Genomic DNA, 26785 nt, shown 5'->3' on the forward strand with positions numbered 1-26785 from the left:
GCGATCTCCTCGCGTTCGGCGAAGGACAGATAGCGGCCCGAAGGCTCGTCCAGGCTGATCGGCGGCATGCCGCCAGCGTGACGAAACCACCGCGCCCCAACCGGCCACGACACGCCAACGGCAAGCGCGGCCTCGACCGTCGTGATCCCCGTCGCGATCAGCCGCCAGAACTGCCGCTGCACAGCGCGCGAAGGCTCAGGCCGACCCGGCGACCGCATCGGCGCCCGCAGCGCCCGGTCCGCGGCCCACTGCCTCCGCGCCCCTTCCGGCACCTGCTCCAGCTTCGTGTTCCTGCCCATGCACACCTCCGCGATCAAGGTGTTGCGACGACCGGTTGAAACCGCCCTGGCATCCGCGGTCGGAGTGGAAGATCAACCCGGACGCCGGCCGTCGTCGCACGATCGCGTCGCTCAACGCGGCGTCGACCAGGTCGGTTTTCAGGTGGTCGGCGACGGCCCAGCCCACGACCCGGCGAGACGCCAGGTCGATGACGGTGGCCAGATACAGCCAGCCCTGCCAGGTGTTGATGTAGGTGATGTCGCCGCACCAGCGGGTGTCGACCCGGGTCGGGTCGGTGGTGAAGTCCCGGCGGATCAGGTCCGCGCGGTCGGCTGCCGCCGGGTCGGCGATGGTGGTCGTCTGCCACCGCCGTGGGCTCTTGCCGGCCACCCCGGCGCCGCGCATCAGCCGGGCGACGCGTTTGCGGCCGTGCCGCAGTCCGGCGTCGGCCAACTCGGCGTGCACCCGCGGGGCTCCGTAGGTGCCCTTCGACATTGCGTGTACCTCGATGATCTTGGCCGTCAGGGCCTCATCGGCCAGGTCTCGCCGGGAGGGCCGGGCGGCGGCGTGCTGGTAGTAGGCGGACCGGGAGACCTTCATCAGCTCGCACGCACGTGTGACGTTGTGCTTGCCGGTCTTCTCCGCCTCGATGAACGGATACACGTTCACCGGGTCTCCTTCGCGAAGAAAGCCGTCGCCCGCTTCAAGATGTCGACGTCCTCCCGCAACCGGCGGTTCTCCCGCCGCAGCTGCGCCAGTTCGGCTTTCTCGTCGCTGGTCAGTCCGTCCGAGCGGGTGCCGGTGTCGAGTTCGGCCTGCTTGACCCACTCCCGCACCGCCGTCTCGGTCAAGTCGAAATCGTCGCTGACCTGCCTGATCGTGCGGTCCCCCCGCTGACACAACTCGACGATCTCGGCCTTGAACTGCGCCGTGAACGACCGACGAGGCCGGGGCCGCTTCTTACCCATGCTCTCCATGATGCTGGACATCCTCCCGGAGCCCACCAGGCTCCTGATCTCGGATGTCCGTCAAACCGGGTCAGGCCCATGCAGCGAGGGTGAGGGCCAGCGACAGCTCGGGGTCAGACATCGTGCCTCCACATCAAGGGGCGATGACCGGCTGCGGCCCGTGCTGGCTTATGCCGCTGGTTAGAGCGACACCGAGACACGGCTACGCGTGCAGCAAGATCGCGATGCGCGCGAGCGGATCGAGTCCCGATGTACATGTCCGCACGGTGCGCACTGGACGCCGGCCGGCTCAGGATCGGAGCCGCCCCACTCACCTCGCTGCATGACCGGGCAGGGCCGCCTTCGAAGACGGCACGGCCCACGGGATCGAACGGCCGATCGTCGGCCGGAGCGAACCACTTCATCCGGCGCATCTCCAAGCCACCCTTCTCTCAGCTGCTCCGCACCTAAACGCCTACGGCTTATCGATGTTGCTGGCATCAGCCACGCGCTCCGGCAGCCCGCAGTCCAAGAAGAACCGCCTCGCCAGCATGGCGGCCAACACCGAGGGCGACCGACCGACGCCGGAGTGAATTGCCCTTTCAGGTAAGCCGAACGACCAGATCAAATCGATGCCCGGCGTGTTGTCTCGTGTTGTCTCTTCGCCGGAAGCGGACAGTTTTCGCAGATGAGAGCGCATCTTGTCGGCTGATTGGAACTAAAGTGACGGCGATGACCGGGGAGGCAGGATGACGCGGACGGCATCGCCACGGAGCCAACTCTTGGTGCACCCGCTGAGCTACGTTCGAGAACAGCGGAACTGGACGCAGCAGGACCTTGTCAACGTCATCGCGCGTCGCCTGAACACCGCCGCCCGGCGGGAAAAGGCGTGGCGCTGGGAGCGATGGGGCGTAGTGCCGGATGAAGATTCACAGCTCGCGCTGGCCGATGAGCTTGGCGTCGATCGACAGACAGTCAAGGCGGTCGGCTGGCCTCACTGGCTCCCGACCGGCCCAGCGATCAGCACCTCGACACCGTGGACGATGGACGGCGCAGTGGATCTACTCGACAGCACTGCGGGGCCAGCGATGCTAGATCGACGAGGTTTCCTGATCATGCAGGCTGGGCTGGCTGTTGCAATAGCTGAGCGGTGGCTTGCGACCGAGCCTCTCAAGATCACGGCAGCGCTTCAGGGAGGCCGCATCGACGCGGACCTCCTCGACTGCTTTGAGCAGCGGTTACCTGCGCTGCGCCGCATGGATGCAACCCTCGGCGGCGGAAGTGTTCGCTCACTGGTCGACGCTGAGCTCCGCCTGGTGACGGATCTTCTGCGGCATGGCAGCTACTCCGACGCGGCTGGAAGCCGCCTGTTCGCCATCGCCGCAGAGTTGGGTCGGATCGCTGGCTGGGGCAAGCTTCGACGCCGGCTTCCATGGCGCGGCCGAACGTTACTGGATCGCGGCCCTCCACGCCGCCCACTCCGCATCCGACCGAGCGGCCGGTGCCAACATCTTGAAGTGCATGAGCCTGCAGCGAGTGGATACAGAGCGGCCTGGTGAAGCGCTTCGGCTCGCTGATGCCGCGCGGGCCGGAGCAAAGAACGCACCGGCGCGGGTACGAGCGATGCTCACCACACGGCTGGCCCGTACCCACGCGGTGGTCGGCGAGTCGGTTGCCTGCGAGCGACGGCTCGTCGAAGCCGACACAGAGATGTCGCGTGCCGACGAGGAACCGAGCCCAGCATGGGCCAGCTACTTCGATCACGCGGAGTACTGTGCCCAGGTCGCGGCGTGCTACCTACTCCTGCAGCGCCACCAGGCAAGCGACCACTGGCTTCAACAGACACTCGCCCTCCAACCCGCCGAGCGCAGCCGAGACCGCGCTACTTACCTCATCTGGCGAGCCGACTCCGTTCTGAACCTCGGAGATGTCGACCATGCCTGCACCCTTGTGGCCCAGGCCGCCCCTGACGTAGCCGCAACCCGATCGGTGCGAAATCACCGACGCCTGCTGGACATCCACGGTCGCTTGATGGCGCATCGACACCCGGCGGTGCAAGCGCTCGACGAGCGCGTGCGTAGTCTGTTCGCATGAGCGAAGCGAAGCGGGTCGCTGTCGTTACCGGCTCGAACCGTGGGCTCGGGAAGGCCATCGCCCGGGGCATAGCTCAGACCGGCACCCACGTGGTCGTCACCGCCCGAACCGACGAAGCTGCCGCGCAAGCTGCTGACGAGCTCGGCACGGAAGGCCTGTCCGTATCCGCCCACCAACTGGACATCGCAGATCCTGCCAGCGTCGCTCGCGCCATGGCCGATGTGGGCTACCAGCACGGCCGGCTAGACATCCTCGTCAACAACGCCGGCATCGCCATCGACCGTGGCCAAGCAGCGGCCAGCGCCGACCTCGAGAAGGTGCGCGCCACCCTTGACACCAACATCATGGGGACCTGGCGATGCTGCACCGCAGCGATCCCCGAGATGAAAAGGAGCGGGTACGGCAGGATTGTCAACGTCACCAGCCACATGGGCACCTTCGGCGAGATGGGAACGGGCAGCGTCTCGTACCGGGTTTCCAAGGCTGGAGTTAACGCTCTGACCTGCATTCTTGCCGCTGAGCTCAAGGACGACGGCATCCTGGTGAACGCGGCGTCACCGGGCAAGGTTGACACCCGTCTGGCGTACGGGAAGGCAAATTCCACGCCGGATGAAGCCGCGGATACTTTCGTATGGCTTGCCACGCTGCCCTCAGACGGCCCCACCGGGAGACTATTCTTCCAGCGGCGGCCCCTCGACTGGTAGTTACGGCAGCGCCGCCTGTCGCCGTCTCACGCGAGGAGCTGCGGATTGGTGGAATCCGGGCACGGCCATGTCGGCCGTGCCCGGATGATGCGCGGGGTAGCGCCGAGACGGCCGGTCGACGGCCGGCGTTTCAGAGGATGAGCTGACGCGACGCGGCCGGCGGCATCGGTGCGGCGCCGAGCCTCAAGTGTTGGTGCTAGCTTCGCACGGAGTGCGCGACCTGGTCAGCCCGCAGTTCGGCGGCCAGGTCGGGAGAAATTCCTGCGTAGGGTTCAACGGCCAGGAGCACCTCGGCCGGGTCGAGAATCGTCTCGATCAGCCCCATCCGAACGGCGGCGGAAGAGCCGCGCCGCCCTTGGCAAGTCGCGGTCCCGACGCGGACGCGCCGGGAAGCGATGGTTGGACAACTGCCCAATTCGGCCAAGAGGTAGGTGGTCAGGCTTTCGGGTAGCGGGCGCGTTCCTCGGCCAGGTCGACAACCTTGTCGCGGCGAGCTGTGGGAAGGTCGGCGAGGACGTCGATGTACTGCTGTTCTTGTTCGTTGATTGGATCGGCAAATGCCGCCTTGTAGGCCAGCCGGGCCGCCTCGTGTTCGGCCTCGATTCCCGCGCAGCGGTCGTAGGTGAAGACAATCTCGCGGAGCTGCTGGGCTGCGACGAGGGGGTCTCGGGACAGCGTCAGGTCGTAGACTCGGAAGTTGGCTGGAAGGTCCGCCGCTTCGATCGCGGCGATTAGGCACAGGTTGGCCTGGATGTGGTGGGCGAATGCCTCAGTTCGGCCGGGCGTTTCACCGCGAGCGCGGACGGCGGCACGGCCCGCCTGCCAATCCATTCGGGCCTGTTCGGCACGCTTCGCGAGGACGAGCAGCATGCTACGTACGGAGTCCATTGTGGTTGCTCCTGTTCTGCGGCTCCCCCGGCGTCGGTGTCGAGGAAACGGCGGGTTGGTCGCGGCATGTCGCCGCGGGACTGCGGGGGTCGGCCTCGACGGCCCGTCACGGCCGCTCCGGGCCGGGGTCGTCGTTGTTTGGTAGCCGGCTTGGTGATGCGGGGACTGGCCGCGTTCCCGGTCGGTCTTCGTCTTCGGCCATTGCCTCCTCAAACACGGAGGGAGGCATTCCGGCTTGTAGTGCCTGCAGGAGCAGGCTGGCGAGCTGGTAGGAAGGGTCGACCTGCAGGGCCCGCTCTGCTGCCATGAGGGCCAGTGGCCCGTTGCCGCAGCGCCAAGCGACGAGCGCAAGCAGGGTCGCGGGTGCCGGCACGAGCAGTTGGTCGGCGCGGCGGGTCACGTCAACCCAGAGGGTGACGTGCTGCTCGTGTGGCTGGGTGAGATCGATGGCGAGGTCCCGCACTGCTGTGCGCGTGAGGAGCAGGGTGAGCCAGGCAATATCGCTGTCGGTGAGACGCTTGCCGCTGGCGTGCTGTCGCAGTGCATCGTGGAGTGCCTGGGCACCGGCCTCGTACACCGCGGTGCTGCCGGCGGTGGCCAATGCCTTGAGGCGGGTAGCGGCCTCGCTGGTGGTGCGGCGCATGCCTTCCTGAGCTGCGCCGGTGGCGGGTGCAATTCTGGCGGCCAGGGCTGCCCGGTTCGGCAACGCGACCTGCCCGGCGGCGGTTGCCTCCACGGCGATGAGGGAGGTGGTCGGGTCGAACGGGGTGCCCTGCGGTGGGCAGCAGACGGTGTTGTCACAGGTGAGGTTGAAGATCCGGGAGCCGGTGACGCGCAGCAGTTCCCGGACGGGGATACCGCTGGCCGTGAACGCTTGGTCGTACGTGCGCAGCGTCGGGTCGACCTGTCCGGGCTCGCCGTAGCCAATGATCATAAGGTCGGTGATGGGTTGCTGCCGCCGCACGATCGGCACCAGGTACTTGGCGCGGTCGATGACCTCACGTGCCGGGGCGCCGGGAGCGGGTAGATCTTCCCGAGTGGCGAACGTGATCCGGCTACCGCTACGTGCAAGCACGACGATGCTGCCGTGGCCGGGATGGAAACCGATCAGGTACGGCACGGCGGTCACGAGGTCGCCCTGGGACCGGACGGTGAGCTTGTTCTCTGAAAACGACATGTTGCTCTCCACAGCTTTGATGGATTGAGCAGCGGAAGTCGGGCGATGACGGAGTTCTACTCGCCCGCTGCTGGCGGTGGTCGACGCAGCGGATTGCGTACGTCGGTGGGGGCCACCTGGCCGGGTGGCCCCCACCCGGAACCGAGAGACCGGGCGGGTTGCCCCGCTGGTCGGCGCCCCGGAGGTTCAGTCGGTGTCGGGGTTGAGGTACACGTCGATGCCCACGCCCTCGACGCTGGTAGTCACCGTCACCAGGTCATGGTCAACCCCGGCAAGCGCCTGTAGCAGCTCCGCGCGGGCGAGGGCTTCGGCCGCCGTGGCCGCATCGCTTACGGTGGCGTGCCCGGGTAGCCACATCTCGTACTCGTGCCGCGATGGGACTCGCCAGCGGTCCCGGTTCGGAGTGGCGTACTCGGTGTTGGCCCAGCCGTAGGCGGTCCACCGCCGCGACTCGTCCGGACTGCTGGTCGTAAGCGCCCGCATTGTTGCCCATGCCTTGTCGCCCGCTTCCGAGGCGGTGGCCGCGGCGGCCAGCAGCATCACGTTGGCGGCCACCTTGACCTGATGTGCCCGAGGCAGCTGGGTCGACCAAGACGGGCCGTTGCTCGTGGGTGGCGGTGGACGCGAGCCCACCGCCACGCACGCTCGCTTAGCCGTTGTCGGTGTCCGGCTCCTTGCCGGTGCCTCGGCTGCCGAGTACGCGGACGGTGGTGCTCAGCTTGATCGGCAGGTTCTCATCGCCCTTGAGGAATGGCTGGATGTCGACTGGTCGGCGGAGGCTTCGGCCTGGGCCGTACGCCTGCTGTCGTTCGTGGCCTGAAACCCAGAATCGGTGGTCCGGCTTGGCCCGGTTGCGAGGACTCTCAGGCGGTTTCCGTTCCGGTGAAATTGAAGTTCCGCGCGGCTTGATCCGCACGATCCTGACCTCGGGGGCAGGTCGCCCGTTGCGCTGGTAGGCCCTGGTGGTGCCCTTGGGCAACTTCGCCGGTATGGCCTCGGCCATCTGCTGGTTGATCAGCAGCCAGGTCGTGATGAGGGGACCGAGCGGGTGGCGACCGTCGAGCGTGATGCCGCGGGCGACGTACTCGGTGTGGACCGGTACGAGCCAGCCGATCTCGTGTCGCAGACTGGGCATCAGGTCGTCGTCCAGCACGCTGCCGACGCTGCGGTATCCGACGACCTGCCACCCGTCCGCGTGGGGTGTCCAGGAGGCGGCGGCGAGTTGCCGGGAACGGCCGACCGGTTCAGGCCAGGTGATCAGCCCGGACGGTGAGGACGCGACTTCGTCGGTGACCGTCGCCGAGGGCTGGCTGGCGGTGACCTCGTTGACCAGATCGCTGAACTCCTGGTTGATCCAGTACAGGGGTGCGAGGTCGAGGTGGTTAGCCAGAGTCCGGCGCTGCCCGAGACCGTTGATGAGCTTGGGCAGGATCGCGGGGCCGCGAAGGAGCCTGGTGAACCGGTCGCGGATCTTCGGCAGCATCTCGGCGGTGATCCGCGCCGGTGGCCAGTCGGTGGTCGTGAGCAGGGTTCTGCTGCGGTCGCGGCCGATGATGATGCCGCGGTGCAGCGTGCGCAGGATTGTGTACTCGTCGCTGTGCGGCAGCCAGTGCATGAGAGCGGCGCAGTGAGCGGTGAGGCCATCGGAGTCGTCGGCCTCAATGAACTGGGCGCACCGGTAGCAGACGTGCCACTGGTCGTTGTAGGTCTCGACCGCGCCCGCTGCGAGGGCCGCGATCTGGATGAGGCCGGTGCGGTAGTTCCAGACCGGAGGTGCGCCGGTGCAGGTGTGGCAACGGTTGAAGACCTGCGGTAGTTGCCCGGCGTCGACGGGAACGGCGTCGTGCCGTGCTTCCGTCACGGGGTGCCGGTAGACGACGCTGTCCCCGTCCGGTTGCTCGGTCAGCGCTAGGCGGCAGGTTGCGCAGGCGGTGAGAGTCGCGAGGTTCACTCGGCGCCGCCACGCTGGTCACGACGCAGGTCGCGCAGGCGGGGCCCTCGGCGGCGCTCACGGTCAGGCATGGTCATCCCGGGCACGTAGAGGGCGTGTCGGTCGCCACCCTGGTGCTTGGCGTGGTACATGGCGGTGTCCGCGCGGTGCAGCGCGACATCCTCCAACTGGTCGGTGCTGGCCACGACCGCGATTCCGACGCTGGCCGTGACGGTGACCGCGACTGGACCGCTGTCGGCCTGGACCGTCACCGGCGTGGCGATCAGGGTTTTGAACCGGTCAGCGATATCGGCGATCGGGTGGTGGCGTACGGGCAGGACGGCGGCGAACTCGTCGCCGGACAGCCGGGCAACGATGCCGCCGCACGTGGTGGCGAGGTGCCCGAGCCGGTCGGAGACCTCCATGAGAAGGCCATCGCCAGCCTCATGGCTATTGGCGTCGTTGACCTCTTTGAACTTGTCGAGGTCAATCAACATGACGATGATCGGCTGCGGTTCGCCGGACGCGGCGATGGCGTTGTGGACGGTCCGCAGGCCGGTGCGGTTGAGCAGGCCGGTAAGCGGGTCGTGGGTCAGCTGCCAGGCAGCGTCGGCCAGCTCGGCGCGCAGCCGGTTGATGGTCGACCGGGCGGCCAGGTAGCCGACAGCGGCCCCGAGTGTGGCCGCCAAGATGGTGGCGATCACGAGGAGTGTGGTGAACACTGGGTTCCTCCATCTCGATGGAGGACCCGGGACGCGTACGTTGTCGAGGCGAGGCGTCCCGGGCCCATGAATGCGACACGGCCCGCCTTTGGCGGGCCGTTGTTTCGGTGTGCGTCGCCGCACGGCGGCGTTCTTGATGCGGCGCGTCGAGAGGTCAGTGGGTGGTAGCCCGCGCGACCGAGCCGTCAAGGCTCCAGGCCGCGCCGACGCGAGCTGGGTAGCGCCCAGCGCTGACCGAGCCGCCCGGGCGTGATTGGTAGGGCTCGTCGGTACGAGGCCGACGGTCGATGAGTAGGTCCGACTCGCGCGGCGTGCCTTTGGGCTGGTACTCGTACCGCTCGGAGCGCAGGGTGACGTAGTCGATGTGGGAGGCGTAGGGCACGTAGAGGCCGCACTGGATGGTGCCGCCGAGCCGATCGCAGCAGGCCACCGATACCGGGTACCAGCCGGTCAGGACGACGGTGACGAGGTGCCCGCAAGACAGAGCCAGCTCGAACATGCACAGCCGTTGCAGCTCGTGACCTCCCGGCGGGTTGGAGCGGGCCGGGTCCGGGCCGGTGCCGCCGCAGGGCTGGGTGCAGGGGTGGCAGATCGGACCGAGGTCGGGCTGGTATCCGCCGTCGCATGCTTCGCACACGATTCGCAGGCAGGACCGGCATTCTCCGGAGGCGGTGGTGTGCAGGCTGGTGCCGCAGAACCCACAGAGGCCGGTCAGGCAGGTGTCGGTGTGCCTGCCGGGGTGGTGCTGCTCGCAAGGGTGCTCACGCATGACGGCCTCGCGGAAGGTGCTGGTAGACCGCCTCGGCGGTGAGCGGTTGTCCGGTGATGGTGGTCGGCGGGTCGATGTGCCTCCAGCCGATGAACTCGCACGCGAGCCAGGTGGTGTGGCCGTCGGCGGTGACGGCGATGACGTCTCCGGTCGATTGGGAGCGCAGCCGCAGAAGCCGGTACGTGCAGGCGATGAGGAAGTCGGCCTCCCCGTTCGGCATCGCCCGTTCGGTCTCCAGGTGGTCGAGGTCGAGGTTGAACAGCCCGTAGATCCAGTCGGCGGTCTGCTCCGGGGTGGCGGTGGTGGGCAGGTGCCGCCAGTGGGAGATGACCTGGGTGAGCGTGTGGCCGGGCTCGTAGGGGAAGAACCGGCTGTCGGTGTTGTGGTAGACGGCGATGACGTGCAGGGTCATGGCAGAACTCCGTTCGGTCAGGTGTAGGAGTCGGGGTAGGTCGCGGTGTCCGGGCCGTGGTCGGCAGGGTTCTGCGGTACGGGCGGGCCGATCGGCCGGGCGCAGGATCCGCTCGGGCAGCACCATCGCGGCGGACTGACCGGTGAGCGGGTGGGTGGTACGGGTTGGCCGAGAGGCGCGTGTCCGTCACCGGATCACGCGCCTCTCGGTGGAGTTGGACTTACTTGGTCACGCTCCGCAGGGCCATGTGAGCCTCCTTGAGGTGGCCGGCGAACACCTCGCCGTTGGCGCCGGCGGTACTGAGGCTTTCGGTGAGGACTCGCACGGTTGCGGCCGGCGCCTCATCGAGGCCCACGAACTTGCGAGCGTTGACACGCTCGGCGATTCGGTGGACGGTTTGGGTCAGGTGGGCCTGAACGAGGTTGAGGCCGCACAGCAGCCGGGCCAACTCGGTCAGGTCGTGAGTCTGGACGCCGTAGGTCATGGTCTCGCCGAGGTGCTCCAGAGCCAGCAGCATCACGTGCGTCGCGGCGACGGTCATGGCCGGGTCGAGGTAAGACTCATCGTTGAAGAGCTGAGTGAGCTGGCCGATTACGGCTTGATCGTTGGAGTCGAGGCGAGGCGCGCCGGGCAGTTCGGCGAACCAGTCGACGTCAGCCAGGTACCAGGTGTTCTGGAGCATGTCGTCCTCCGCAGGACAGGAAGATGGCGGCCACCGGATGGTGACCGCCTGAGGGAATGCGGATAGTTCACCCCGATCGCGGGAGCGAGGGGCGTGGGATTTGTGGTGCCCGATCCGAAGCTGGCGGCGGCGGCCGACCGGAAGTGGTGGGCGCGATGCCGTCGCGCGGGGCGTCAGATCAGCGGCACATAAGGAGTAGGGAGAACCCTCAGGTTAGCCGCGCGGGATGTACCGTCGGCCCGGCTGTCAGGTACGGCCTCCTGGCAGAACCTGACAGCCCGGCCCGCCCGCGCTGCTGTCAGGTCTGCCCGTGGGAGCGGGACCCGGCGGGACCGCGTCCCGGCAGGCGAACTTCGGTAGTCGCCGAGTCCCGCTGCCCAGCAAGCGGCGGGATGCCGGGTGCGGGACTCATCTCTCCCGAGCGTCGCACCGGTCGGGACTCGCCCCACTGGTCAGCGGTTGCCCGCAGGTACCCCAGTGAGGCGCGACCGGCCAGCGGAACCGCCGGCCATCGTGTACCGCCGCCGAGGCGGACCGGACATGCCCGGTGCTTAAGATGGCCGGAGCCACCGCCTCGGCCGCCAAGCCGGCCGGCGGCGGGCACTTCGGACATGTTCGTTCAGGAATCCTGAACGTGCCGAGCGGTGTTCAGAGTCGGCGCAGGATCAGTACGTCCTCATGCGCCAAGAGGTGCACAGGTATGCCGTCGTCGCGGGCGCGGCGACTTGTTCCTGCTGGTCGTTGTAGGTGTCGGTCATCCCCGTCACTCCTTATGAACACATGTTCATGAACGTGTATTCATAATGTCGCCTTTCGTTGCCCGACGTCAACCCCGTCCCCCGGTTTCGGTTCCGGACAGCGGGGGTAGCTGTGGCCGTTGATGAAGCTGACCACGCACTCCACCAACCTGCGCCGCGCGGCGAAGAACCTGTTCGGTTGGACCGCGCTGCGGCCCAACCAACTGGCCGCCATGCGCGCCGTCATGAAGCGCCACGACGCCCTGGTGGTGCTGCCCACCGGCGCCGGCAAGTCGGCGATCTACCAGATCCCGGCCAGCCTGATCCCCGGCCCGACCGTGGTCATCTCCCCGCTGCTCGCGCTCCAGCAGGACCAGATCGCGGCGCTCAACGAGCGCCAGCGGCCCGAGCTGCGTGCGGTACGGATCAGCTCGGACGAGAGCGCCGCGCAACAGGCCGAGGCGATCGAGGAGATCCGGGCCGGCCGGGCGGAGTTCCTGTTCATCACGCCCGAGGCGCTGAGCAACCCGGACCGGCTCGCCGAGGTCCGCTCGCTCGGCCCGGCGCTCGTCGCGATCGACGAGGCCCACTGCATCTCGTCCTGGGGCCACGACTTCCGGCCGGACTACCTGGCGCTCGGCCACCTGATCGACGGCCTGGGCCGGCCCCCGGTGGTGGCGCTGACCGCCACCGCGTCCCCGCCGGTCCGCGACGACATCATCGCCCGGCTGCGACTGCGCGAGCCCGAGGTGGTCGTCTCCGGGCTCGACCGGCCCAACCTGTTCCTCGAGGTGGCCTACTGCCCGACCGACGACTACCGGTGGCGGCGGCTGATCGCGCTGCTGCGCGACGACGAGCGCCCCGGCATCATCTACGTGCCGACCCGGCGCGCGGCCGAGGAACTGGCCGGGCGGCTGACCGACGCCGGCTTCCCGGCCGAGTTCTACCACGGCGGCATGCCCACCGGCGCCCGCCACGAGCTGCACGAGGCGTTCCTCGCCGACCGGGTGCCGATCATGGTGGCCACCTCGGCGTTCGGCATGGGCATCGACAAGCCGAACATCGCCTGGGTGGTGCACATGGCGCTGCCCGACTCGCCGGACAGCTACTTCCAGGAGATCGGCCGGGCCGGCCGGGACGGCTCGCCGGCCCGGGTGCTGCTGCTCTGGCGGGCCGAGGACGTCGGCCTCCAGCGCTACTTCAGCGGCGGCCTGCCCGACGAAAAGGAGCTGGCCGACCTCGCCGCCGTGCTGCGGAGCAAGGCCCGCACCCGCAAGGACCTGCGCGAGCTGACCGGGCTGGGCCCGCGCAAGCTCGGCCAGTACCTCTCCCTGCTGGAGCAGATCGGCGCCGCCGAGCCCCGCGCCCGGCAGCGCGTCGGCGCGCCCCGGTACGCGCCGGACGCCGTCGAGTCCGGGCGGGCCGCGCGCGCCGAGGCCGAGCGGCAGCAGACCGTGACCCGGTCGCGGACCGACATGATGCGCGCCTTCGCCGAGACCACCGGCTGTCGCGGGCAGGTCCTGCTCGCCTACTTCGGCGAGCAGATGAAGGAGGTCTGCGGCCACTGCGACAACTGCCACGCCGGCACCAGCGTGGCAAACGACGGCGCGGTCGGTCCGTTCCCGGTGCACAGCCAGGTCCGCCACGGGGAGTGGGGATCCGGCCTGGTGCTCAACTACGAGGACGACCGGATGACGGTGCTCTTCGACGAGGTGGGCTACAAGACGCTGTCCGTGCGCGTGGTGTCCGAACAGGGCCTGCTGGAGCTGGACTAGCCTGACCTGACCCGGGCGCCGTGGCGGTGCCCGTCGACAACGACGACCATGGCGAAAGGGGCCTGATCGTGATCGAGCAGCCGGCGTACACCCGGTTCGGCGTCTCCGACGAGGAGTGGGGACTGCTTGTGGGTCTGCCGCAGGCGGTGCTCACCGCGGCGGCGGCGGCCGAGTCCGACGGCACCCGGCGCACCATGGCCGAGAACGCCGCCGGGCTGGAGACCATCGCCGCCGGCCGTGAGTCGGCCAGCCCGCTTGTGGCGGCCGTGGCCGGCGAGGTCGTCTCCCGGGTCGGCGACCCGGAGACCGGCGCGGAGCTGCCGGTGATCACGCCGGACGACCCGACGGCGATGATCGAGGACGTGCTCGCCCGCGCCGGCCAGGCCTCCGCCCTGCTCACCGGCAAGGTGGACGAGGGGCAGTCCGGTGCGTACCGGCACTGGCTGGTGGAGATCGCCGAGCAGGTGGTGGGCGCCGCCTCCACCGGCGGCATCCTGGGCATCGGCGGCGACGTGGTGAGCGACTCCGAGCGCCGCTTCCGGGACCGGCTGTCCCAGGTGCTCAACGACTGACCTGCCGTCTGTCTATGACGGACGTCACGCCCCACGGGCTGTCGCATTTCCGGCCCGTGGGGCGTCGTCTTTGTGAAAGGCAGACGAACCACGGGGGTCGTTCATGGACATCGCGATGCAACCGCAGGTCTTCGACACGGCGCAGGTGCCCGCCGCGGACCGCTTCGGGCTGTGGCTGGACATGCTCGCCCGCACGCCGACGCTGATGCGGGTGCGCACCGAGCACGCCGACAACTTCACCGCGCGGGCGGAGTTCCTCCAACTGGGGCCGATGCAGCTCATCCGGCACCGCTACCCGTCGCTTGACGGGATCCGCACCCGCAAGCTGATCCAGCGCTCCGACGCGCCCTGCTACGTCCTCGCGCTGCCCCTGACCGGCACCGGGGTCACCGACCAGGACGGGCAGCGCGGCGTCTGCCCACCCGGCCACTTCACCTTCTACGACTGCGCCCGCCCGCAGGAGCTCAGCCACCACGTCGACGGAATTCGGGACCGGGCCGCCAGCTCGGTGGTGGCCCTCATCCCGTACGACGCGCTGCCGCTGCCCCACCACCGGCTCACTCCCCTGTTCGCCTGCCGGATGTCCGGCAGCGAGGGCGTCGGCGCGCTGCTGGCCGACTACCTCATCCGGCTCACCGGCCACCCGGAGCAATACCAGGCGGCCGACGCCGAGCGGCTCGGCGCGGTCGCGCTCGACCTGACCGCCACGCTGCTCGGCCGCCACCTGGCCGCCGAGGACGCCGCCCCCACCGAGGCCCGGCGCCGCGCCCTGCTGGCCGAGGTGCGCGCGTACGTCCGCCAGCACCTCGGGGACGGCACGCTGGACCCGGCCACGATCGCCGACGCGCACCACATCTCGGTGCGCTCCCTGCACCGGCTCTTCGAGTCCGAGGAGACCACGATCGCGGCGTACATCCGCGACGAACGGTTGGCCAGATGTCGCCGGGACCTCGCCGACCCGGCGTTGGGCGGCCGGTCGATCCAGGTGATCGCCGGCCGCTGGGGCTTCCGGGACAAGGCCCACTTCAGCCGGGCCTTCCGGGCGGCGCAGGCGGAGACGCCGCAGGCATACCGGGCGCGTCACCTGGAACGGGCACGGATCGTCAACAACGCGGCATCCGAAGTCAACCCGAACGGGAGAGGCTGGACCCGGGCCGGCGCCGGGAAGCCGGCGACGGCCCACAGGTAACGGGGGGCCGCGGCGTGGCGCCCGCGGCGACCCAGCCGCGGGCGGCCCCGCCCCGGCAGTGGCCTCCCACGCCAGCCGTACGCCCCGGTCTCCGGCCCCGTCGCTTCCCCCCAGGACCGGCGGGGCCGGTCGGTCAGCCGCCCTCCTCCTCCAGCAGCGTCAACACGGACTTCTCCACCGCCTCGCGCGGCATCTCCGGCTCCACCGGCGCCAGCACCCCGTCGTGGTAGAGGTCCACCACACGCGGGTCCACGTAGGACGTCCGTGCCACAGTCGGTGTGTTGCCGAGCAGTTCGGCGACCGAACGCATCACCGCCGCCACGGCCCGTCGCCGACCGGTGACGGACCGCTGCGCGCCTGCCGTGGCCAGCTCGGTGGCGGCCAACACGGTGGCGTGCCAGGTGCGGAAGTCCTTCGCGGTCATCTCCCCGCCGCTGGCGTCGCGCAGGTAGTCGTTCACCTCGTCGCTGCGCACGTCGCGCCAGGCCCGCCCGTCCCAGTAGCCGAAGAGCCGCTCCTGCGCACGCCGCCTCCGGCGCAGGTTGAGCAGCACCTGGCACAGCTCCGCGTCCTCCACCCGGCGGACCTGTTCGATGCCGCCCTTGGCCGGGAACGCGAAGACCACGCACCCGCCGCGGCGACGGGCGTGCTCCGGGCGCAGCGTGGACACGCCGAACGTGGGGTCCTCGCCGGTGGCGTACTGGTCGCTGCCGACCCGGAACGCCCCCATGTCGAGCAGCCGGGCGACGGTGGCCAGCACCCGCTCCCGCCGCAGCCCGCGCAGCACCAGGTCGTGCGCGACCCGGTCACGCAGCGCCGGCAGCCGGTGGGCCACCTCCAACACGTGGTCGAACTTGGCCTCGTCCCGCTTCTGACGCCACCCGGGGTGGTAGAGGTACTGCTTGCGGCCGGCCGCGTCGATGCCGGTGGCCTGGATGTGCCCGTTCGGGTACGGCGAGATCCACACGTCCCGCCACGCTGGCGGGATGACCAGCTCACCCAGGCGCGCCAGCTCACCGGCGTCGCGTACCGGCCCGCCCGCCGGGTCGAGGAAGAGCCAGCCCTTGCCGCGCCGCCGTCGACCGTAGCCGGGCCGGCCCGGATCGCTACGCCGTAACCGCACCGGAGACCCGTTCCACCTCGGCCGCCGCCGCCACCACCTCGGCGACCCCGATGGCATCCAGTATCGGGTGCGGTCCCACCCCGCCCGGCGGATCCCGCTCGATTCCGGCCGGCTCGGTCACGCCGAGCACGCGGTGCCGGGGCCGGTCGGCCGGCGGGCCCCAGTGCGCCGCCGGCACCGGCCCGAACAGCACCACCGAGGCGGTGCCGTAGCCGGTGGCGAGGTGCGCCACCCCGGTGTCGCCGCTGACCACCAGGCGGGCGTCGGCCACAAGCGCGGCCACCTCGGCCAGGCCGGTGCGGCCGGCAAGCACCGCCGTCGGCGGCAGCCCGGCGTCGCGGGCCACCCGGTCGGCGAGAGCCCGCTCGTCGGCCGAGCCGGTGAGCACCACCCGGTGCCCCCGCGCGGTGAGCGCCCGGGCCAGCCCGGCGAAGCGGTCCGCCGGCCAGCGCTTCGCCGGCACCTTGCCGCCCGGGTGCAGCACCGTCACCCCGGCGGGTACGCCGGCCGCGGCCGGACGCCGCAGCGCCAGGTCGCCCGGGTCGGCCGGCAGGCCGTACGCGTGCAGCAACCGGCACCAGCGGTGGACCTCGTGTTCGTCGTCCGCCCAGGCCGGGCCGTCCAGGTGGCCGGCCGACGGGTTCCGGTGGGCGAGCAGCCGGACCGGCCGGGTGGCGGCAAGCGCCAGGTGCGACTCGGGTCCCCGGCCGTGCAGGTTCACCGCCGCCTCCGGCGGCGGCCCGGTCCAGGCGATCCGATCCGGCCCCTCGGTGGGCAGCACCCGGTCCACCGCGCCGGTCAGCTCCGCCAGCGGCGCCAGCCAGGCCGGCGCGGCGAGCACCAGTTCCCGGCCGGGCAGCCCGGCGCGCAGGCCACGCAGGGCCGGGACGGCGGTGGCCAGGTCGCCGACCCCGAGCGCACGCAGCACGAGGATCACGGGTACGACGACTCCCGCTCGGCGCACACCACCATCTCGCGGACCGCGCAACCGGCCGGTTGGGAGAGCGCGAACATCACCGCGGCAGCGGTGTCGGCCGCCTCGTTGAGCACCGCGTCGGGGCCGGGACGGTACTGGGTGTCCCGCTCGTCGAAGAAGGCGGTGCGCATGCCGCCGGGGACCAGCAGGGTCACCCCGACCGCGCCGGCCAGCTCGGCGGCGAGCGCCCGGGTGAAGCCGACCACCCCGAACTTGGCCGCGCAGTAGGCGGTGGCGTCGCCGACCGCCTTGACACCGAGCGTGGAGGCGACGGTGACGATGCTGCCCCGGGACGCCGTCAGGAAGGGCAGCGCGGCCCGGATCACCGCGGCGGTGGCGAGCAGGTCCACCGTGACGATCCGCTCCCAGGTCTCCGCCGGCACGTCGGCAAGCTTCCCGGGCACGTCCACGCCGGCGGCGGTGACCACCGCGTCCAGCCCGCCGGAGCGTTCCGCGAGGTCCCGGGTGGCGGCCTCGGCGGCGCGGGTGTCGGCCAGGTCGCACTCGGCCCAGGGCACCCCGTCGGCGGGGGGCTGCCGGTCCAGCACGAGGGGCCGGCCGCCGGAGTGGGCGACCGCGGCGACCACCGCCGCGCCGAGGCCGCTCGACCCGCCGGTGACCAGGACGGCGGGACCGGCGCCGGGCGGGCCGGCGCTCATGCCGCCTCCCTCGGGCCGGTGGGCGTGACCAGACCGGGCCGGATACGTGGTGCGTTCATCGTGCCTCCTTCGCCGTGGACCGGACGGCCGTCTCGGGCCCGGTCGCCGCCGTCGCCGCCCAGCCGGCCCGGCCACGTCCGGCGCGGGCCGCCGCGATCATGTCGGTGGTGGACCGCCCGTCCAGGTACGGCACGACCACCGTGTGCCCGCCCCAGCGGGCCAGGATCTCCGACTCGGGCAGCGTCTGGGCGCCGCCGCCGCTGGCGTAGTCGCCGCCCTTGACCCAGATGTCCGGGCGCAGCCAGGACAGCGCCGCGTGCGGAGTCGGCTCGTCGAAGATCAGCACCGCGTCGACGCAGCCCAACGCGGCGAGCAGCCGGCCCCGGTCGCCCTGCGCCACGACCGGGCGCTCCGGCCCCTTCAACCCGGTCACGCTCGCGTCGGAGTTGAGGCAGACCACCAGGCAGTCGCCGAGCTGCCGGGCCGCCTGGAGGGTCGCCACGTGCCCGGCGTGCAGCAGGTCGAAACAACCACCGGTGGCCACCACCGTGCCGCCGGCCGCGCGTACCCGGGCCACCACCTCCCCGGCGGCCACCGCGCCGATCCGGTTCCCGCCCGCGGTGACCACCGCCGGGGGCACGGCCCGGACCGGCGCCGGCAGCGCGGTCGCCACACCCCCGCCGGCCACGTACGCGGACGCCTCGGTGACCGCCTCCTGCACCGCCTCGGACACCAGCGCGCCCCGGGCCAGCGCCACCGTGGCGGTCGCGGCGAACCGGTCACCCGCGCCGCAGGTGTCCCCCTCGGCGGCCGGCGCCGGCACCACCAGCGGGGTGGAACCGGCGTGGCAGAGCAACGCGCCGTCCCCGCCGAGCGTCACCGCTACCGCGCCGGCCTGCCAGCGCCGGCGCAGCGCCTGCGCGCTGCGGGACGCCGCGCGCAGACGGGATCCGCCCGGCGGCGTCTTCGCCAGTTCCCGCGCCTCCGGCTCGTTCGGGGTGGCCAGATGGACCCCGGGCACGGCCGCCGGGCCGCGCGGGTGCGGGTCCCACACCACGGGCGCCCGGGTGGCGGCCAGCGCGGCGCGCAGCGCGGGCTGACCGGCGACGCCCCGGCCGTAGTCGCTCACCAGCACGGCGGACGCGGAGGCGAGCAGCCGCAGCACGGCCTCGCTCGGTTCGCCTGGCACCCCGGTGGCGCCGCCCCGGTCGTGCCGCAGCAGCACCCGCCCGCGGACCCGCAGCCGGATTTTCTCCGGCGTCGCGCCGGCGAGCGGAAGCGCGTACAGCTGCACTCCGGCGGCGGCGAGCAGGGTGCCGAGCCGGGCCCCGCCGGCGTCGTCGGCCACGGCGGTGACGAGCGCGACCTCGGCGCCCTCCGCGGCGGCGAAGACGGCCGCCAGGCCGGCCCCGCCGGGCCGGTCGACGGACGTGGTCTCGTCGAGCACGGGCACCGGGGAGTCCGGGCAGAGCCTGTTCACCAGCCCCTCCACGTCCCGGTCCAGCAGCGTGTCACCGAGCACCACCACGGGTCCCGTCATGCTCGACCTCCTCATCGGGCCTGCACCTCCGGATCCGGGTCGCCGAGCACCACCTCGACGCCGCTTCGCACGTCGCCGGCCGGCGGCCGGGCGGCGAGCGCCGCCGGCAACGCCCGGTCCACGTACTCGCAGAGCACGTGCACGGCGACCAGGTGCAGTTCCTGCACCACCTGGCTGTCGGGCGAATCCACCGCGAAGCGCTCGTGACAGAGGTCGGCGAGGGGGTTGGGGGCGGGGCCGGTGAAGGCCCAGCAGCGCAGGCCGGTGTGGTGGGCGGCGTGGGCGGCGGTGAGGAGGTTGGTGCTGGTGCCGCTCGTGGAGAGCAGGAGGAGGAGGTCGTCGGGGCGGCCGTGGGCGCGGACCTGGCGGGCGAAGATCTCGTCGTAGCCGTAGTCGTTGCCGATGGCGGTGAGGGCGCTGGTTTCGGCGTGCAGGGCGATGGCGGACAGGGGTTGGCGGTCGTGGCGGAGTTTGCCGACGAGTTCGGCGGTGAGGTGTTGGGCTTCGGCGGCGCTGCCGCCGTTTCCGGCCACCAGCAACCGGCCGCCCGCGGCGAGCCGGTGCGCCAGCTCACCACCCCAGCGGGCGAGCAGGTCCTCCGCCTCGCGCAACGGCAGCAGCGCGGCGGCCAGCCGGGTCAGGTGCTCCTCCAGCACCGTCTGACCGGCGGTCGGCGTGGCCGCCATCAGGCGACCACCCGGGTGGGCCGGCGCACGGTGGCGACCTCCTCGTACAGCTCACCGAGCCGGTCGGCGGCGGTGGCCCAGGAGTAGCGGGTACGGGCGCGTTCAAGCGCCGCGGTGGCGTAGGCGAACCGGCGGATCCGGTCACCGAGCAGCGCCCGGATCGCCGCGCCGAGGGCCGCCGGATCACGGGCCGGCACCAGGTCACCTGTGCGTCCCGGCACCACCGTGTCGGTGAGCCCGCCGACCGCCGTCCCGATCACCGGCACGCCGCACGCCATGGCCTCCAGCGGGGTGAGGCCGAACGGCTCGTACCAGGGCGCGGCGACAAGCACGTCCGCCGAGCGGTACCAGCGGGCCATCTCCTCGCGCGGCACGGCGCCGACGAGGCGTACCCGGTCGCCGATGCCGAGCGAGTCGGCGAGCGCGCGCAGCCGCACCGCGTACGGGTCGGTCTCCAGCAACCCGGCCGGCGGCCCGCCGACCACCACGCACTCGGCGTCCGGCACGTCGGCGACGGCCCGGACGACGTCCTGGAAGCCCTTGCGTTCCACAAGCCGCCCGACGGTGAGGACGCGGGCCCGTCCGCCTGCCGGTTCGGCGATCGGGCCCAGCGGGCCGAAGGTCGACAGGTTCACCCCCGACGGCACCACGGTCACCCGGGACCGCGGCACCCCCAACCGGACCAGCTCGGCGACTTCGTCCTGGCACTGGGCGACGACCCGGTCCACCGAGCGGCCCAGGTCCCGCTCGTGGTCGACACGTCCCGCCGGACTGGTGTCCTGGGCGCCCTGATGGCGACGCTTGACGGTGCCGAGCGCGTGGTACGTCTGCACCACGGGCACCCCGACACGCCGGGCCGCGGGAAGCCCGGCCAGCCCGCTCATCCAGAAGTGCGCGTGCACCACCTCCGGCTGCCAGTCGCCGGTGCGCCACCTGTCGACGAGCCAGTCGGAGAACGCCGGCATGTACGGCAGCAGGTCGTCCTTGGCCACCGGCTCGGCCGGACCGGCGGGGACGTGCACGACCTCGTACCCGTCCGGGGTGTGGACGGTGACCGGAAGGTCCACCGCGTCGAGTCGGGTGTGGACCCGGACGTCGTGACCGGCGGCGGCGAGCGCGGCGGAGAGCTCGGCGACATGCGTGTTCTGGCCCCCGGCGTCCTCCCCGCCGAGGACGGCGAGCGGGCTGGCGTGTTCCGAGATCATCGCGATGCGCATACTTCCTCCTCCAGCAGCCGGTCCCAGTCGGTGAGGAAACGCTCCAGGCCGTAGCGGTCGCGGGCGGCGGCCCGGGCGGCGGCGCCCGCCCGACGGGCGGCGGCCGGATCGTCGAGCAGCCCCCGGGCGGCGTCGACGAGCACGTCGACCCGGGTGGAGAGCGCGCCGGCGTCGGGTGGCACGGCCTGCACCGCTTCGGTGGTGGCCAGGGCGATCACCGGCATGCCGATGGTCATGGCCTCGATGAGGCTGAGTCCGAGCGAGGTCCAGCGGCACAGGTGCAGGTAGGCGCGGCGTTTGCCGAGTTCGGCGTGCATGGCGTGCTGCGGTACGTCGTCGTGGCTGGTGAGGCGGTCCTCGGGCAGGCCGAGGTGGGCGGCGAGCCCGGCCACCTTCATGCCGTAGACGTCGAGCGGCGCCAGCTCGGCGAAGCGGGTGAGCAGGTCGGTGCCGGTGACCCGCCAGCGACGTACCGGCTCGTTGATCACCACGGCGAGGCGGTCGAGTTCGCCGGTCCACTGTGCGGCGGGGGTGACGACGCCGTGTTCGACGACTGTGGTGCGGGTGGCGCCGGTGTCCCAGAACAGGTCGTTGAAGTGCGTGACGTGGGTCAGCAGCAGGTCGTCGCGGTCGGCCATCGGGTGGCGGGTGTTCGGGACGTCGCCCTTGGGGGTGTTGTGCTCGACGTAGATCGCGGGTGGGCGGCGTCCCAGCCACTGTGTGGCGAGGTCGAGTTCCTCGGGGCGTTGCAGGATGACCACGTCCACGTCGGCGGTGCGCAGATCCTGCGGGGTGACCTCGACGGCCGTGTCGGGCCAGGGGTAGGTGCGGGCGCGGCCCAGTCCGTAGGCGTCGCGCTGCGGGTTGACCGGGATGAGGTAGCGGTGTTTGCCGTGCACGAACGACGTGGTCCAGGAGCCGTGCACGTGCCAGAGCAGGATGTTCATCCGACCACCCCGAGCAACCGCAGCGCCTCCAGCACCCGGCCCGGTTCGACCGCGGAGAGGCAGGGATGTCCGGGGACCGGGCAGACGGTGGCGCGGGTGTCCCGGCAGGCCGCCGCGGCGTCGCCGAGCCGGACCGTCGGCACCCGGTACGGTCCCCACTGGCCGAACGGGACGGTCGGGGCGAACAGGCTGACCACCGGCACGCCAAGCGCCGCGGCCAGGTGCGCCGGACCGGTGTTGCCGACCACGAGCGCGCCGGCCCGGCCGACCACGGCGGCCAGCTCGCCCAGCCGGGTGCACCCGCCCAGGTCCACGCCGCCCGCCGCGGCCACCCGGGCGGTCAGCTCCCGCTCGTCCGCTCCACCCGTCACCACCACCCGGTAACCGGCGGCGCCGAGCACCCGGACCATCCGGGTGGCCAGCTCGACCGGGCAGGCGCGGGTCTCCACCGAGGACCCCGGGTGCAGCACCACGTAGCCGGGCGGTCCGGCGGCGGCCGGGACCGGCGGCAACCGGTCGGCGCGCAGCCGCAGTCGGGGTTCGTCGTGGTCGGGCAGGGCGAAGCCGGCGGCGGCGGCGAGGGACAGGGCGCGTTCGGGTTCGGGTACGCCGACCGGGACGCGGTGGCGCACGTCGAGCAGGGCGCCCGGGTAGTCGTCGCTTATCGCGCTGATCCGGGGCACGCCGGCGATCCGCAGCAGCAGGGCCAGGGGCAGGGGTGACTGGTGGAAGGAGGTGAAGACGACCGCCTCGTCGGCGTCGACGGCGGCGAGCCGGTCGGTGAGCGCGCGCATCGCGTGCGGGTCGACGGGCGGGGCGGGGGCGTCGATCCAGGGCAGCGGCCACTCGATGGTCTCGTCGATGCCGGGGAGCAGGTCGGCGGCGGCGCGTCCGCGTGGGCCGCAGAGCAGGACCACCCGGCGCGCGCCGGCCGCGACCGCCCGGATCCCGGGTCCGGTCACCAGCACGTCACCCGCCGCGTCGCTGCGCACCACGAGCACGGTGCCCCGGCTCGGGCCACCTGCCGGTTCCGGCGCGGCCACCAGCCGCATCCGGGCCAGCACGATGTCCACCGCGTCCGGCAGGTCGGCGGCGACGGTCGGCGCGGCGGCCACCTCGGCGTCGCGGGTCGCCGGCGTGGGCACCATGACCGCGGCGGCGCCGGCCGCCGCGGCGGCCCCCATGTCGGCGCCGATGTCCCCGATCAGCACGCACCGGCTCGGCGTGGTGCCGAGCGCCCGGGCGGCGGCGTGCACCAGGCCCGGCGCCGGCTTGCGGCAGGCGCACCGGTCCGGCTCCGCGTGCGGGCAGGTCTGCCAGGTGTCGAAGGGTCCGAGCAGTTCCTCCACCCGGGCGTTCACCCGGCGCAGGTCGTCCGCGGTGAACAGGCCCCGGGCCAGGCCGGACTGGTTGGTCACCACGGCCAGCCGCAACCCGGCCGCGCGCAGGCGGTCAAGCGCCTCGCGGGCGCCCGGCACCGGCCGGACCTTCTCCGGGTCGCCGTTGTACGGCACGTCCTCCACGAGCGTGCCGTCCCGGTCCAGCAGCACCGCGTCGTACAGGCCCCGCCGGGACCGGTCACCCGGTTCAACCCCGGCTGACCTGCACTGATCCCGCTCGTGGTCCGGCTGCACGGGCGGCGGGTTCCCGACCCCCCGAGGAGTAAACGTCGGCCCCGGTTACCCGCCGCCCCCGAGAAGCTAACCCGGCCGCCGTTAGCGGGCCCCGCGACGGGGGTACCGGCTTCTCCGTGGCGGTTGTGGAGAAAGTCATCGACGCGTCCCCGGACCGGGTCTTCGCGGTGCTGGCCGACGGATGGACGTACAGCGACTGGGTGGTGGGCACCACGCACGTGCGCGACGTGGACGACGCCTGGCCCCGGGTCGGCAGCCGGCTGCACCACCGGGCCGGGCCCTGGCCGTTCTCCCTCCAGGACAAGTCCACGGTGCTGGAGTGCCAGGAGCCGAACCGTCTCGTGCTGCGCGCCGGGCTCTGGCCGGCCGGCGAGGCGATCGTGGCGTTCGTCCTGGAGCCACTGGCGGACGGCCGGACCCGGGTGACCATCGGCGAGGACTTCGCCGCGGGCCCGCTGCGGTGGGTCCGGACCAAGCTCAACGACCTCGTGCTGCACCTGCGGAACAAGGAGACGCTGGCCCGGCTGTCGGACATCGCGACGCGGCAGAATCCGGATGGTTGAGCGAACGGATCGCGGGGCGTCTGTGCGGACGCCGCGAAACGGACTGGCTACCCTCTCAGGTGAACCTGTCGGCCGACCGAGGAAGTCCGTGATGATCGAACCCGTGCAGTTGCCCTCCCCGTGGGCGGACGCGCGCCTGACCGTCGTCGTTCCGACCTACAACGAGGCGGGCAACCTCCCGGTGCTGGTCGAGCGCATCCTCGCGCTGCCGCTGCCGGGGTTGAAGGTGCTCGTCGCGGACGACAACTCCCCCGACGGCACCGGCGAGGTCGCCGACAAGCTGGCCGTCGAGCACCCGGACCGGGTGCTCGTGGCGCACCGCCCGGGCAAGGAGGGCCTCGGCCGGGCGTACGTGGACGGCATCGGCCGTGCGATCGACGACGGCGCGGACTACGTCGCCCAGATGGACGCCGACCTGTCCCACCCGCCGGAGGCGCTGCCCGGCATGCTCGGCGCGCTGCTCTCCACCCAGGCGTCAGTGGTCATCGGCTCGCGTTACGTGCCCGGCGGCGAGCTGGACGAGAACTGGCCGCTCTACCGCCGCGCGCTCAGCGGCTGGGCCAACCTCTACGTACACACGCTGCTGCGGGTGCGGATCCGCGACCTGACCGCCGGCTTCAAGATCTGGCGGGCGGACGCGCTGCGCGACATCGGGCTGGACCGGGTCCAGTCCAACGGCTACAGCTTCCAGGTGGAGATGCACTACCTCGCCACCAAGCTCGGCCACACCATCCTGGAGGTGCCGATCCGCTTCGAGGAGCGCCGCGACGGCGACTCGAAGATGACCACCGCCACCAAGATCGAAAGCGCGTTGATGCCGTTCAAGCTGCGCACCCGTCACCGCAACATCGAACCCTGACCCCGCGCCCTCTCCGGGCCGCTGATTCACCGAAAGCGTGCCTGTCCGCGTGCGGATGGGCACGCTTTCCGTGCATCTGCGCGCGGCACGCACGGGGGTTACGGGGTGGGGTAGATGGCGCGGTGGGCGGCGGCGATCGTGCGGGCGTACAGCCCGCCGGTGAGGGCGCGGTCGCGGGCCAGGGCGGCGCGGGCGGCGTTCGCGCCCGGTGCGCCGTGCACCCCGCCGCCCGGGTGAGCCGATGCGCTGGCCAGGTAGAGCCGGTCCACAGGCGTGTCCGCGCGGCCGAGGCCGGGGATCGGCCGCAGGAAGAGCTGCTGGTACGCGGCTGCGGTGCCGCCGCCCAACGCGCCGCCGACCAGGCTCGGCTCGGCCGCCTCCAGGTCGGCGGGACCGGCCACGTGCCGCCCGACGACCGACGCCCGGAAGCCCGGCGCGGACGCCTCCAGCACCTCCTCCATCCGCTCCACGTGCCCGGCCACCTCCTCGGCCCGCCAGATCCGCCGGAACGGAAGGTGGGTGTAGGACCAGAGCGACTCGGTGCCCGGCGGCGAGTGGCTCGGATCGGCCACCGTCATCTGACCGACGAGCAGGAACGGGTCGCGCGGCACCTCACCTCGGGCCAGCGCCGCGGCGTAGGTGGTGAGCCCGTCCATGTCCGCGCCGAGGTGCACGGTGCCGGCCCCGGCCAGGGCCCGGTTCGTCCACGGCATCGGCGCCGACAGCGCCCAGTCGACCTTGAGCGTGGAGCCGTCCCACCTGAAGTGCGCCAGGTCCTCGACAAGTCGGGGCGGCAGCGCCGCGGCGCCGACCAGGTCCAGGTAGAGCGCCGGGGCGGGCACGTCGGCGAGCACGGCGCGGCGGGCCCGCCAGTCCGTCCCGCCGGCGGTCCGCACGCCCACGGCCCGCCCCCGGGCGGTGAGCACCCGCTCGACCCGGGAGTCGTAGGAGATCCGGCCGCCGTGCTCGATCAGGCGGGCCACGAGCGCGTCGGTGATCCGCTGCGCGCCGCCCACCGGCACCGGCCAGCCGACCTGCTGGCCGAGCATGGCCAGCAGCCAGCCGTACACCCCGGAGCCGGCCTCCTCCGGGGACAGGTCGGTGTGCAGGGCGCAGCCGGCAAGCAACGCCGGCCCGCCGGCCCCGTCGAAGAGTTCGTCGCCGAGCTTGCGCACCGGGAGCACCAGCCGGCGGGCCAGCCGCAGCGCGCCGGCGACCCGGACCCGACGCAGCAGGCCCAACCCGCCCCGGACCGGCGGGAACGGGCTGGTGATGGCGTCGAGCATCGGCTCGGCCACCCGGGTCCAGTCGGCGTACGCGTGCCGCCAGCGCTCCCCGTCGCCAGGCGCGAACGCCTCAAGCGACGCGGCGGTGGCGTCCAGGTCGCGGTTGACCACCGCGGCCCGCCCGTCCGGGAAAAGGTGCGCCAGCACATCGGGGGCGTTCGTCCAGGACAGTCCGTGACGTTCCAGGTCCAGCCCGCCCAGCACCGGGGAGGCGAAGCCGAGCGGATAGAAGGAGCTGTACAGGTCGCTGAGGTAGCCGGGGGCGGTGACGTGCGCCGACCGCACCGCGCCGCCCGGCGCTTCGGTCGCCTCCAGGACGAGGACGTCCCAGCCCGCGTCGGCAAGCAGGTTCGCCGCCACCAGGCCGTTGTGTCCCGCTCCGATGACGACGGCGTCGGCGGTGGAAGTCATCCGGACC

26 protein-coding genes and 1 pseudogene are annotated in these 26785 nt (G+C 71.9%); 7 read left to right on the forward strand and 20 right to left on the reverse strand.

Features of this window, described 5'->3' with window-relative positions:
- From SM450_RS17355 to SM450_RS17365, 3 genes and pseudogenes are all read right to left on the reverse strand, one after another.
- Positions 1–218 (reverse strand): annotated as a pseudogene (locus SM450_RS17355) (IS30 family transposase); the annotation flags it as partial.
- Positions 196–948, reverse strand: a complete 753-nt coding sequence (locus SM450_RS17360; protein ID WP_474620767.1) for an IS3 family transposase — start codon at positions 946–948, stop codon at positions 196–198. The gene SM450_RS17360 and the pseudogene SM450_RS17355, both read right to left, overlap by 23 nt.
- Positions 945–1268, reverse strand: a complete 324-nt coding sequence (locus tag SM450_RS17365; RefSeq protein ID WP_474620768.1) for a transposase — start codon at positions 1266–1268, stop codon at positions 945–947. The genes SM450_RS17360 and SM450_RS17365 overlap by 4 nt, the downstream gene beginning before the upstream one ends.
- 1293 nt (positions 1269–2561) lie before the next feature.
- On the opposite strand from SM450_RS17365, the gene SM450_RS17370 reads away from it, so the two are divergent.
- Positions 2562–3320 (forward strand): hypothetical protein, encoded by a 759-nt coding sequence (locus SM450_RS17370; protein WP_474620769.1) that lies wholly within the window; start codon positions 2562–2564, stop codon positions 3318–3320.
- Positions 3317–4024: an SDR family oxidoreductase gene (locus tag SM450_RS17375; protein WP_474620770.1), complete on the forward strand. Its 708-nt coding sequence runs from the start codon at positions 3317–3319 to the stop codon at positions 4022–4024. Before SM450_RS17370 ends, SM450_RS17375 begins: the two co-directional genes overlap by 4 nt.
- Before the next feature lie 435 nt (positions 4025–4459).
- Here the strand turns inward: SM450_RS17375 and SM450_RS17380 are convergent, their stop codons facing one another.
- The 8 genes from SM450_RS17380 to SM450_RS17415 all read right to left on the reverse strand — a co-directional run bounded on the left by SM450_RS17380 (position 4460) and on the right by SM450_RS17415 (position 10604).
- Positions 4460–4912, reverse strand: a complete 453-nt coding sequence (locus SM450_RS17380; RefSeq protein WP_474620771.1) for a hypothetical protein — start codon at positions 4910–4912, stop codon at positions 4460–4462.
- A gap of 106 nt (positions 4913–5018) precedes the next feature.
- A complete protein-coding gene (locus tag SM450_RS17385) occupies positions 5019–6089 on the reverse strand; it encodes a DUF4192 domain-containing protein (protein ID WP_474620772.1) in 1071 nt (356 codons plus the stop codon).
- A 186-nt stretch (positions 6090–6275) separates the two neighbouring features.
- Positions 6276–6632: a hypothetical protein gene (locus SM450_RS17390; protein WP_474620773.1), complete on the reverse strand. Its 357-nt coding sequence runs from the start codon at positions 6630–6632 to the stop codon at positions 6276–6278.
- A 106-nt stretch (positions 6633–6738) separates the two neighbouring features.
- Positions 6739–8040: a hypothetical protein gene (locus SM450_RS17395; RefSeq protein ID WP_474620774.1), complete on the reverse strand. Its 1302-nt coding sequence runs from the start codon at positions 8038–8040 to the stop codon at positions 6739–6741.
- Positions 8037–8741, reverse strand: a complete 705-nt coding sequence (locus SM450_RS17400; RefSeq protein WP_474620775.1) for a GGDEF domain-containing protein — start codon at positions 8739–8741, stop codon at positions 8037–8039. The genes SM450_RS17395 and SM450_RS17400 overlap by 4 nt, the downstream gene beginning before the upstream one ends.
- Positions 8742–8895: 154 nt before the next feature.
- A complete protein-coding gene (locus tag SM450_RS17405) occupies positions 8896–9510 on the reverse strand; it encodes a hypothetical protein (RefSeq protein WP_474620776.1) in 615 nt (204 codons plus the stop codon).
- Positions 9503–9922 carry a hypothetical protein gene (locus SM450_RS17410; RefSeq protein WP_474620777.1) on the reverse strand — a complete coding sequence of 140 codons (420 nt, stop codon included), beginning with the start codon at positions 9920–9922 and terminating at the stop codon, positions 9503–9505. The genes SM450_RS17405 and SM450_RS17410 overlap by 8 nt, the downstream gene beginning before the upstream one ends.
- A gap of 220 nt (positions 9923–10142) precedes the next feature.
- Positions 10143–10604, reverse strand: a complete 462-nt coding sequence (locus SM450_RS17415; protein ID WP_474620778.1) for a hypothetical protein — start codon at positions 10602–10604, stop codon at positions 10143–10145.
- Between the two features lie 880 nt (positions 10605–11484).
- On the opposite strand from SM450_RS17415, the gene SM450_RS17420 reads away from it, so the two are divergent.
- From SM450_RS17420 to SM450_RS17430, 3 genes are all read left to right on the forward strand, one after another.
- The gene (locus SM450_RS17420; protein ID WP_474620779.1) at positions 11485–13116 is read left to right on the forward strand and encodes a RecQ family ATP-dependent DNA helicase; all 1632 of its coding nucleotides are present in this window, start codon (positions 11485–11487) and stop codon (positions 13114–13116) included.
- A 68-nt stretch (positions 13117–13184) separates the two neighbouring features.
- Entirely contained in the window at positions 13185–13688 is a 504-nt protein-coding gene (locus SM450_RS17425) for a hypothetical protein (protein WP_474620780.1), read from the forward strand.
- Positions 13689–13791: 103 nt separating this feature from the next.
- Positions 13792–14877, forward strand: a complete 1086-nt coding sequence (locus tag SM450_RS17430) for an AraC-like ligand-binding domain-containing protein (RefSeq protein ID WP_474620781.1) — start codon at positions 13792–13794, stop codon at positions 14875–14877.
- Positions 14878–15010: 133 nt separating this feature from the next.
- Here SM450_RS17430 and SM450_RS17435 read toward each other — a convergent pair whose 3' ends face one another.
- From SM450_RS17435 to SM450_RS17470, 8 genes are read right to left on the reverse strand one after another with little or no spacing between them, the layout of a single operon-like run.
- A complete protein-coding gene (locus SM450_RS17435) occupies positions 15011–16000 on the reverse strand; it encodes a DNA topoisomerase IB (RefSeq protein WP_474620782.1) in 990 nt (329 codons plus the stop codon).
- A complete protein-coding gene (locus SM450_RS17440; protein ID WP_474620783.1) occupies positions 15984–16937 on the reverse strand; it encodes a glycosyltransferase family 9 protein in 954 nt (317 codons plus the stop codon). Before SM450_RS17440 ends, SM450_RS17435 begins: the two co-directional genes overlap by 17 nt.
- Positions 16934–17635 (reverse strand): SDR family oxidoreductase, encoded by a 702-nt coding sequence (locus SM450_RS17445; protein ID WP_474620784.1) that lies wholly within the window; start codon positions 17633–17635, stop codon positions 16934–16936. Before SM450_RS17445 ends, SM450_RS17440 begins: the two co-directional genes overlap by 4 nt.
- A gap of 55 nt (positions 17636–17690) precedes the next feature.
- Positions 17691–19175 (reverse strand): PfkB family carbohydrate kinase, encoded by a 1485-nt coding sequence (locus SM450_RS17450; RefSeq protein ID WP_474620785.1) that lies wholly within the window; start codon positions 19173–19175, stop codon positions 17691–17693.
- Positions 19176–19186: 11 nt separating this feature from the next.
- Positions 19187–19861, reverse strand: coding sequence for a D-sedoheptulose-7-phosphate isomerase (locus SM450_RS17455; protein ID WP_474620786.1), 675 nt, complete (start codon positions 19859–19861; stop codon positions 19187–19189).
- Positions 19861–21078: a glycosyltransferase gene (locus SM450_RS17460; RefSeq protein WP_474620787.1), complete on the reverse strand. Its 1218-nt coding sequence runs from the start codon at positions 21076–21078 to the stop codon at positions 19861–19863. The genes SM450_RS17455 and SM450_RS17460 overlap by 1 nt, the downstream gene beginning before the upstream one ends.
- The gene (locus SM450_RS17465; RefSeq protein WP_474620788.1) at positions 21063–22025 is read right to left on the reverse strand and encodes a glycosyltransferase; all 963 of its coding nucleotides are present in this window, start codon (positions 22023–22025) and stop codon (positions 21063–21065) included. Before SM450_RS17465 ends, SM450_RS17460 begins: the two co-directional genes overlap by 16 nt.
- Positions 22022–23659 carry an HAD-IIIA family hydrolase gene (locus tag SM450_RS17470; RefSeq protein ID WP_474620789.1) on the reverse strand — a complete coding sequence of 546 codons (1638 nt, stop codon included), beginning with the start codon at positions 23657–23659 and terminating at the stop codon, positions 22022–22024. Before SM450_RS17470 ends, SM450_RS17465 begins: the two co-directional genes overlap by 4 nt.
- 116 nt (positions 23660–23775) lie before the next feature.
- On the opposite strand from SM450_RS17470, the gene SM450_RS17475 reads away from it, so the two are divergent.
- Both SM450_RS17475 and SM450_RS17480 read left to right on the forward strand, forming a co-directional pair.
- Positions 23776–24222: an SRPBCC family protein gene (locus SM450_RS17475; protein WP_474620790.1), complete on the forward strand. Its 447-nt coding sequence runs from the start codon at positions 23776–23778 to the stop codon at positions 24220–24222.
- A 91-nt stretch (positions 24223–24313) separates the two neighbouring features.
- Positions 24314–25081 (forward strand): polyprenol monophosphomannose synthase, encoded by a 768-nt coding sequence (locus tag SM450_RS17480; protein ID WP_474620791.1) that lies wholly within the window; start codon positions 24314–24316, stop codon positions 25079–25081.
- Between the two features lie 98 nt (positions 25082–25179).
- On the opposite strand, the gene SM450_RS17485 is transcribed toward SM450_RS17480, so the two are convergent.
- Positions 25180–26778: a phytoene desaturase family protein gene (locus SM450_RS17485; RefSeq protein WP_474620792.1), complete on the reverse strand. Its 1599-nt coding sequence runs from the start codon at positions 26776–26778 to the stop codon at positions 25180–25182.
- Positions 26779–26785: the final 7 nt, after the last annotated feature.

It is taken from the genome of Micromonospora marincola, from assembly GCF_056150385.1.

What these genes read in the sequence shown, in the direction of transcription:
- SM450_RS17365 (WP_474620768.1), bottom strand. Translation starts at nt 1,268, where the DNA reads ATGTCCAGCATCATGGAGAGCATGGGTAAGAAGCGGCCCCGGCCTCGT.
- SM450_RS17370 (WP_474620769.1), top strand. Translation starts at nt 2,562, where the DNA reads ATGGCAGCTACTCCGACGCGGCTGGAAGCCGCCTGTTCGCCATCGCCG.
- SM450_RS17375 (WP_474620770.1), top strand. Translation starts at nt 3,317, where the DNA reads ATGAGCGAAGCGAAGCGGGTCGCTGTCGTTACCGGCTCGAACCGTGGG.
- SM450_RS17380 (WP_474620771.1), bottom strand. Translation starts at nt 4,912, where the DNA reads ATGGACTCCGTACGTAGCATGCTGCTCGTCCTCGCGAAGCGTGCCGAA.
- SM450_RS17385 (WP_474620772.1), bottom strand. Translation starts at nt 6,089, where the DNA reads ATGTCGTTTTCAGAGAACAAGCTCACCGTCCGGTCCCAGGGCGACCTC.
- SM450_RS17405 (WP_474620776.1), bottom strand. Translation starts at nt 9,510, where the DNA reads ATGCGTGAGCACCCTTGCGAGCAGCACCACCCCGGCAGGCACACCGAC.
- SM450_RS17410 (WP_474620777.1), bottom strand. Translation starts at nt 9,922, where the DNA reads ATGACCCTGCACGTCATCGCCGTCTACCACAACACCGACAGCCGGTTC.
- SM450_RS17415 (WP_474620778.1), bottom strand. Translation starts at nt 10,604, where the DNA reads ATGCTCCAGAACACCTGGTACCTGGCTGACGTCGACTGGTTCGCCGAA.
- SM450_RS17420 (WP_474620779.1), top strand. Translation starts at nt 11,485, where the DNA reads ATGAAGCTGACCACGCACTCCACCAACCTGCGCCGCGCGGCGAAGAAC.
- SM450_RS17430 (WP_474620781.1), top strand. Translation starts at nt 13,792, where the DNA reads ATGGACATCGCGATGCAACCGCAGGTCTTCGACACGGCGCAGGTGCCC.
- SM450_RS17445 (WP_474620784.1), bottom strand. Translation starts at nt 17,635, where the DNA reads ATGAGCGCCGGCCCGCCCGGCGCCGGTCCCGCCGTCCTGGTCACCGGC.
- SM450_RS17450 (WP_474620785.1), bottom strand. Translation starts at nt 19,175, where the DNA reads ATGACGGGACCCGTGGTGGTGCTCGGTGACACGCTGCTGGACCGGGAC.
- SM450_RS17455 (WP_474620786.1), bottom strand. Translation starts at nt 19,861, where the DNA reads ATGGCGGCCACGCCGACCGCCGGTCAGACGGTGCTGGAGGAGCACCTG.
- SM450_RS17460 (WP_474620787.1), bottom strand. Translation starts at nt 21,078, where the DNA reads ATGCGCATCGCGATGATCTCGGAACACGCCAGCCCGCTCGCCGTCCTC.
- SM450_RS17465 (WP_474620788.1), bottom strand. Translation starts at nt 22,025, where the DNA reads ATGAACATCCTGCTCTGGCACGTGCACGGCTCCTGGACCACGTCGTTC.
- SM450_RS17480 (WP_474620791.1), top strand. Translation starts at nt 24,314, where the DNA reads ATGATCGAACCCGTGCAGTTGCCCTCCCCGTGGGCGGACGCGCGCCTG.
- SM450_RS17485 (WP_474620792.1), bottom strand. Translation starts at nt 26,778, where the DNA reads ATGACTTCCACCGCCGACGCCGTCGTCATCGGAGCGGGACACAACGGC.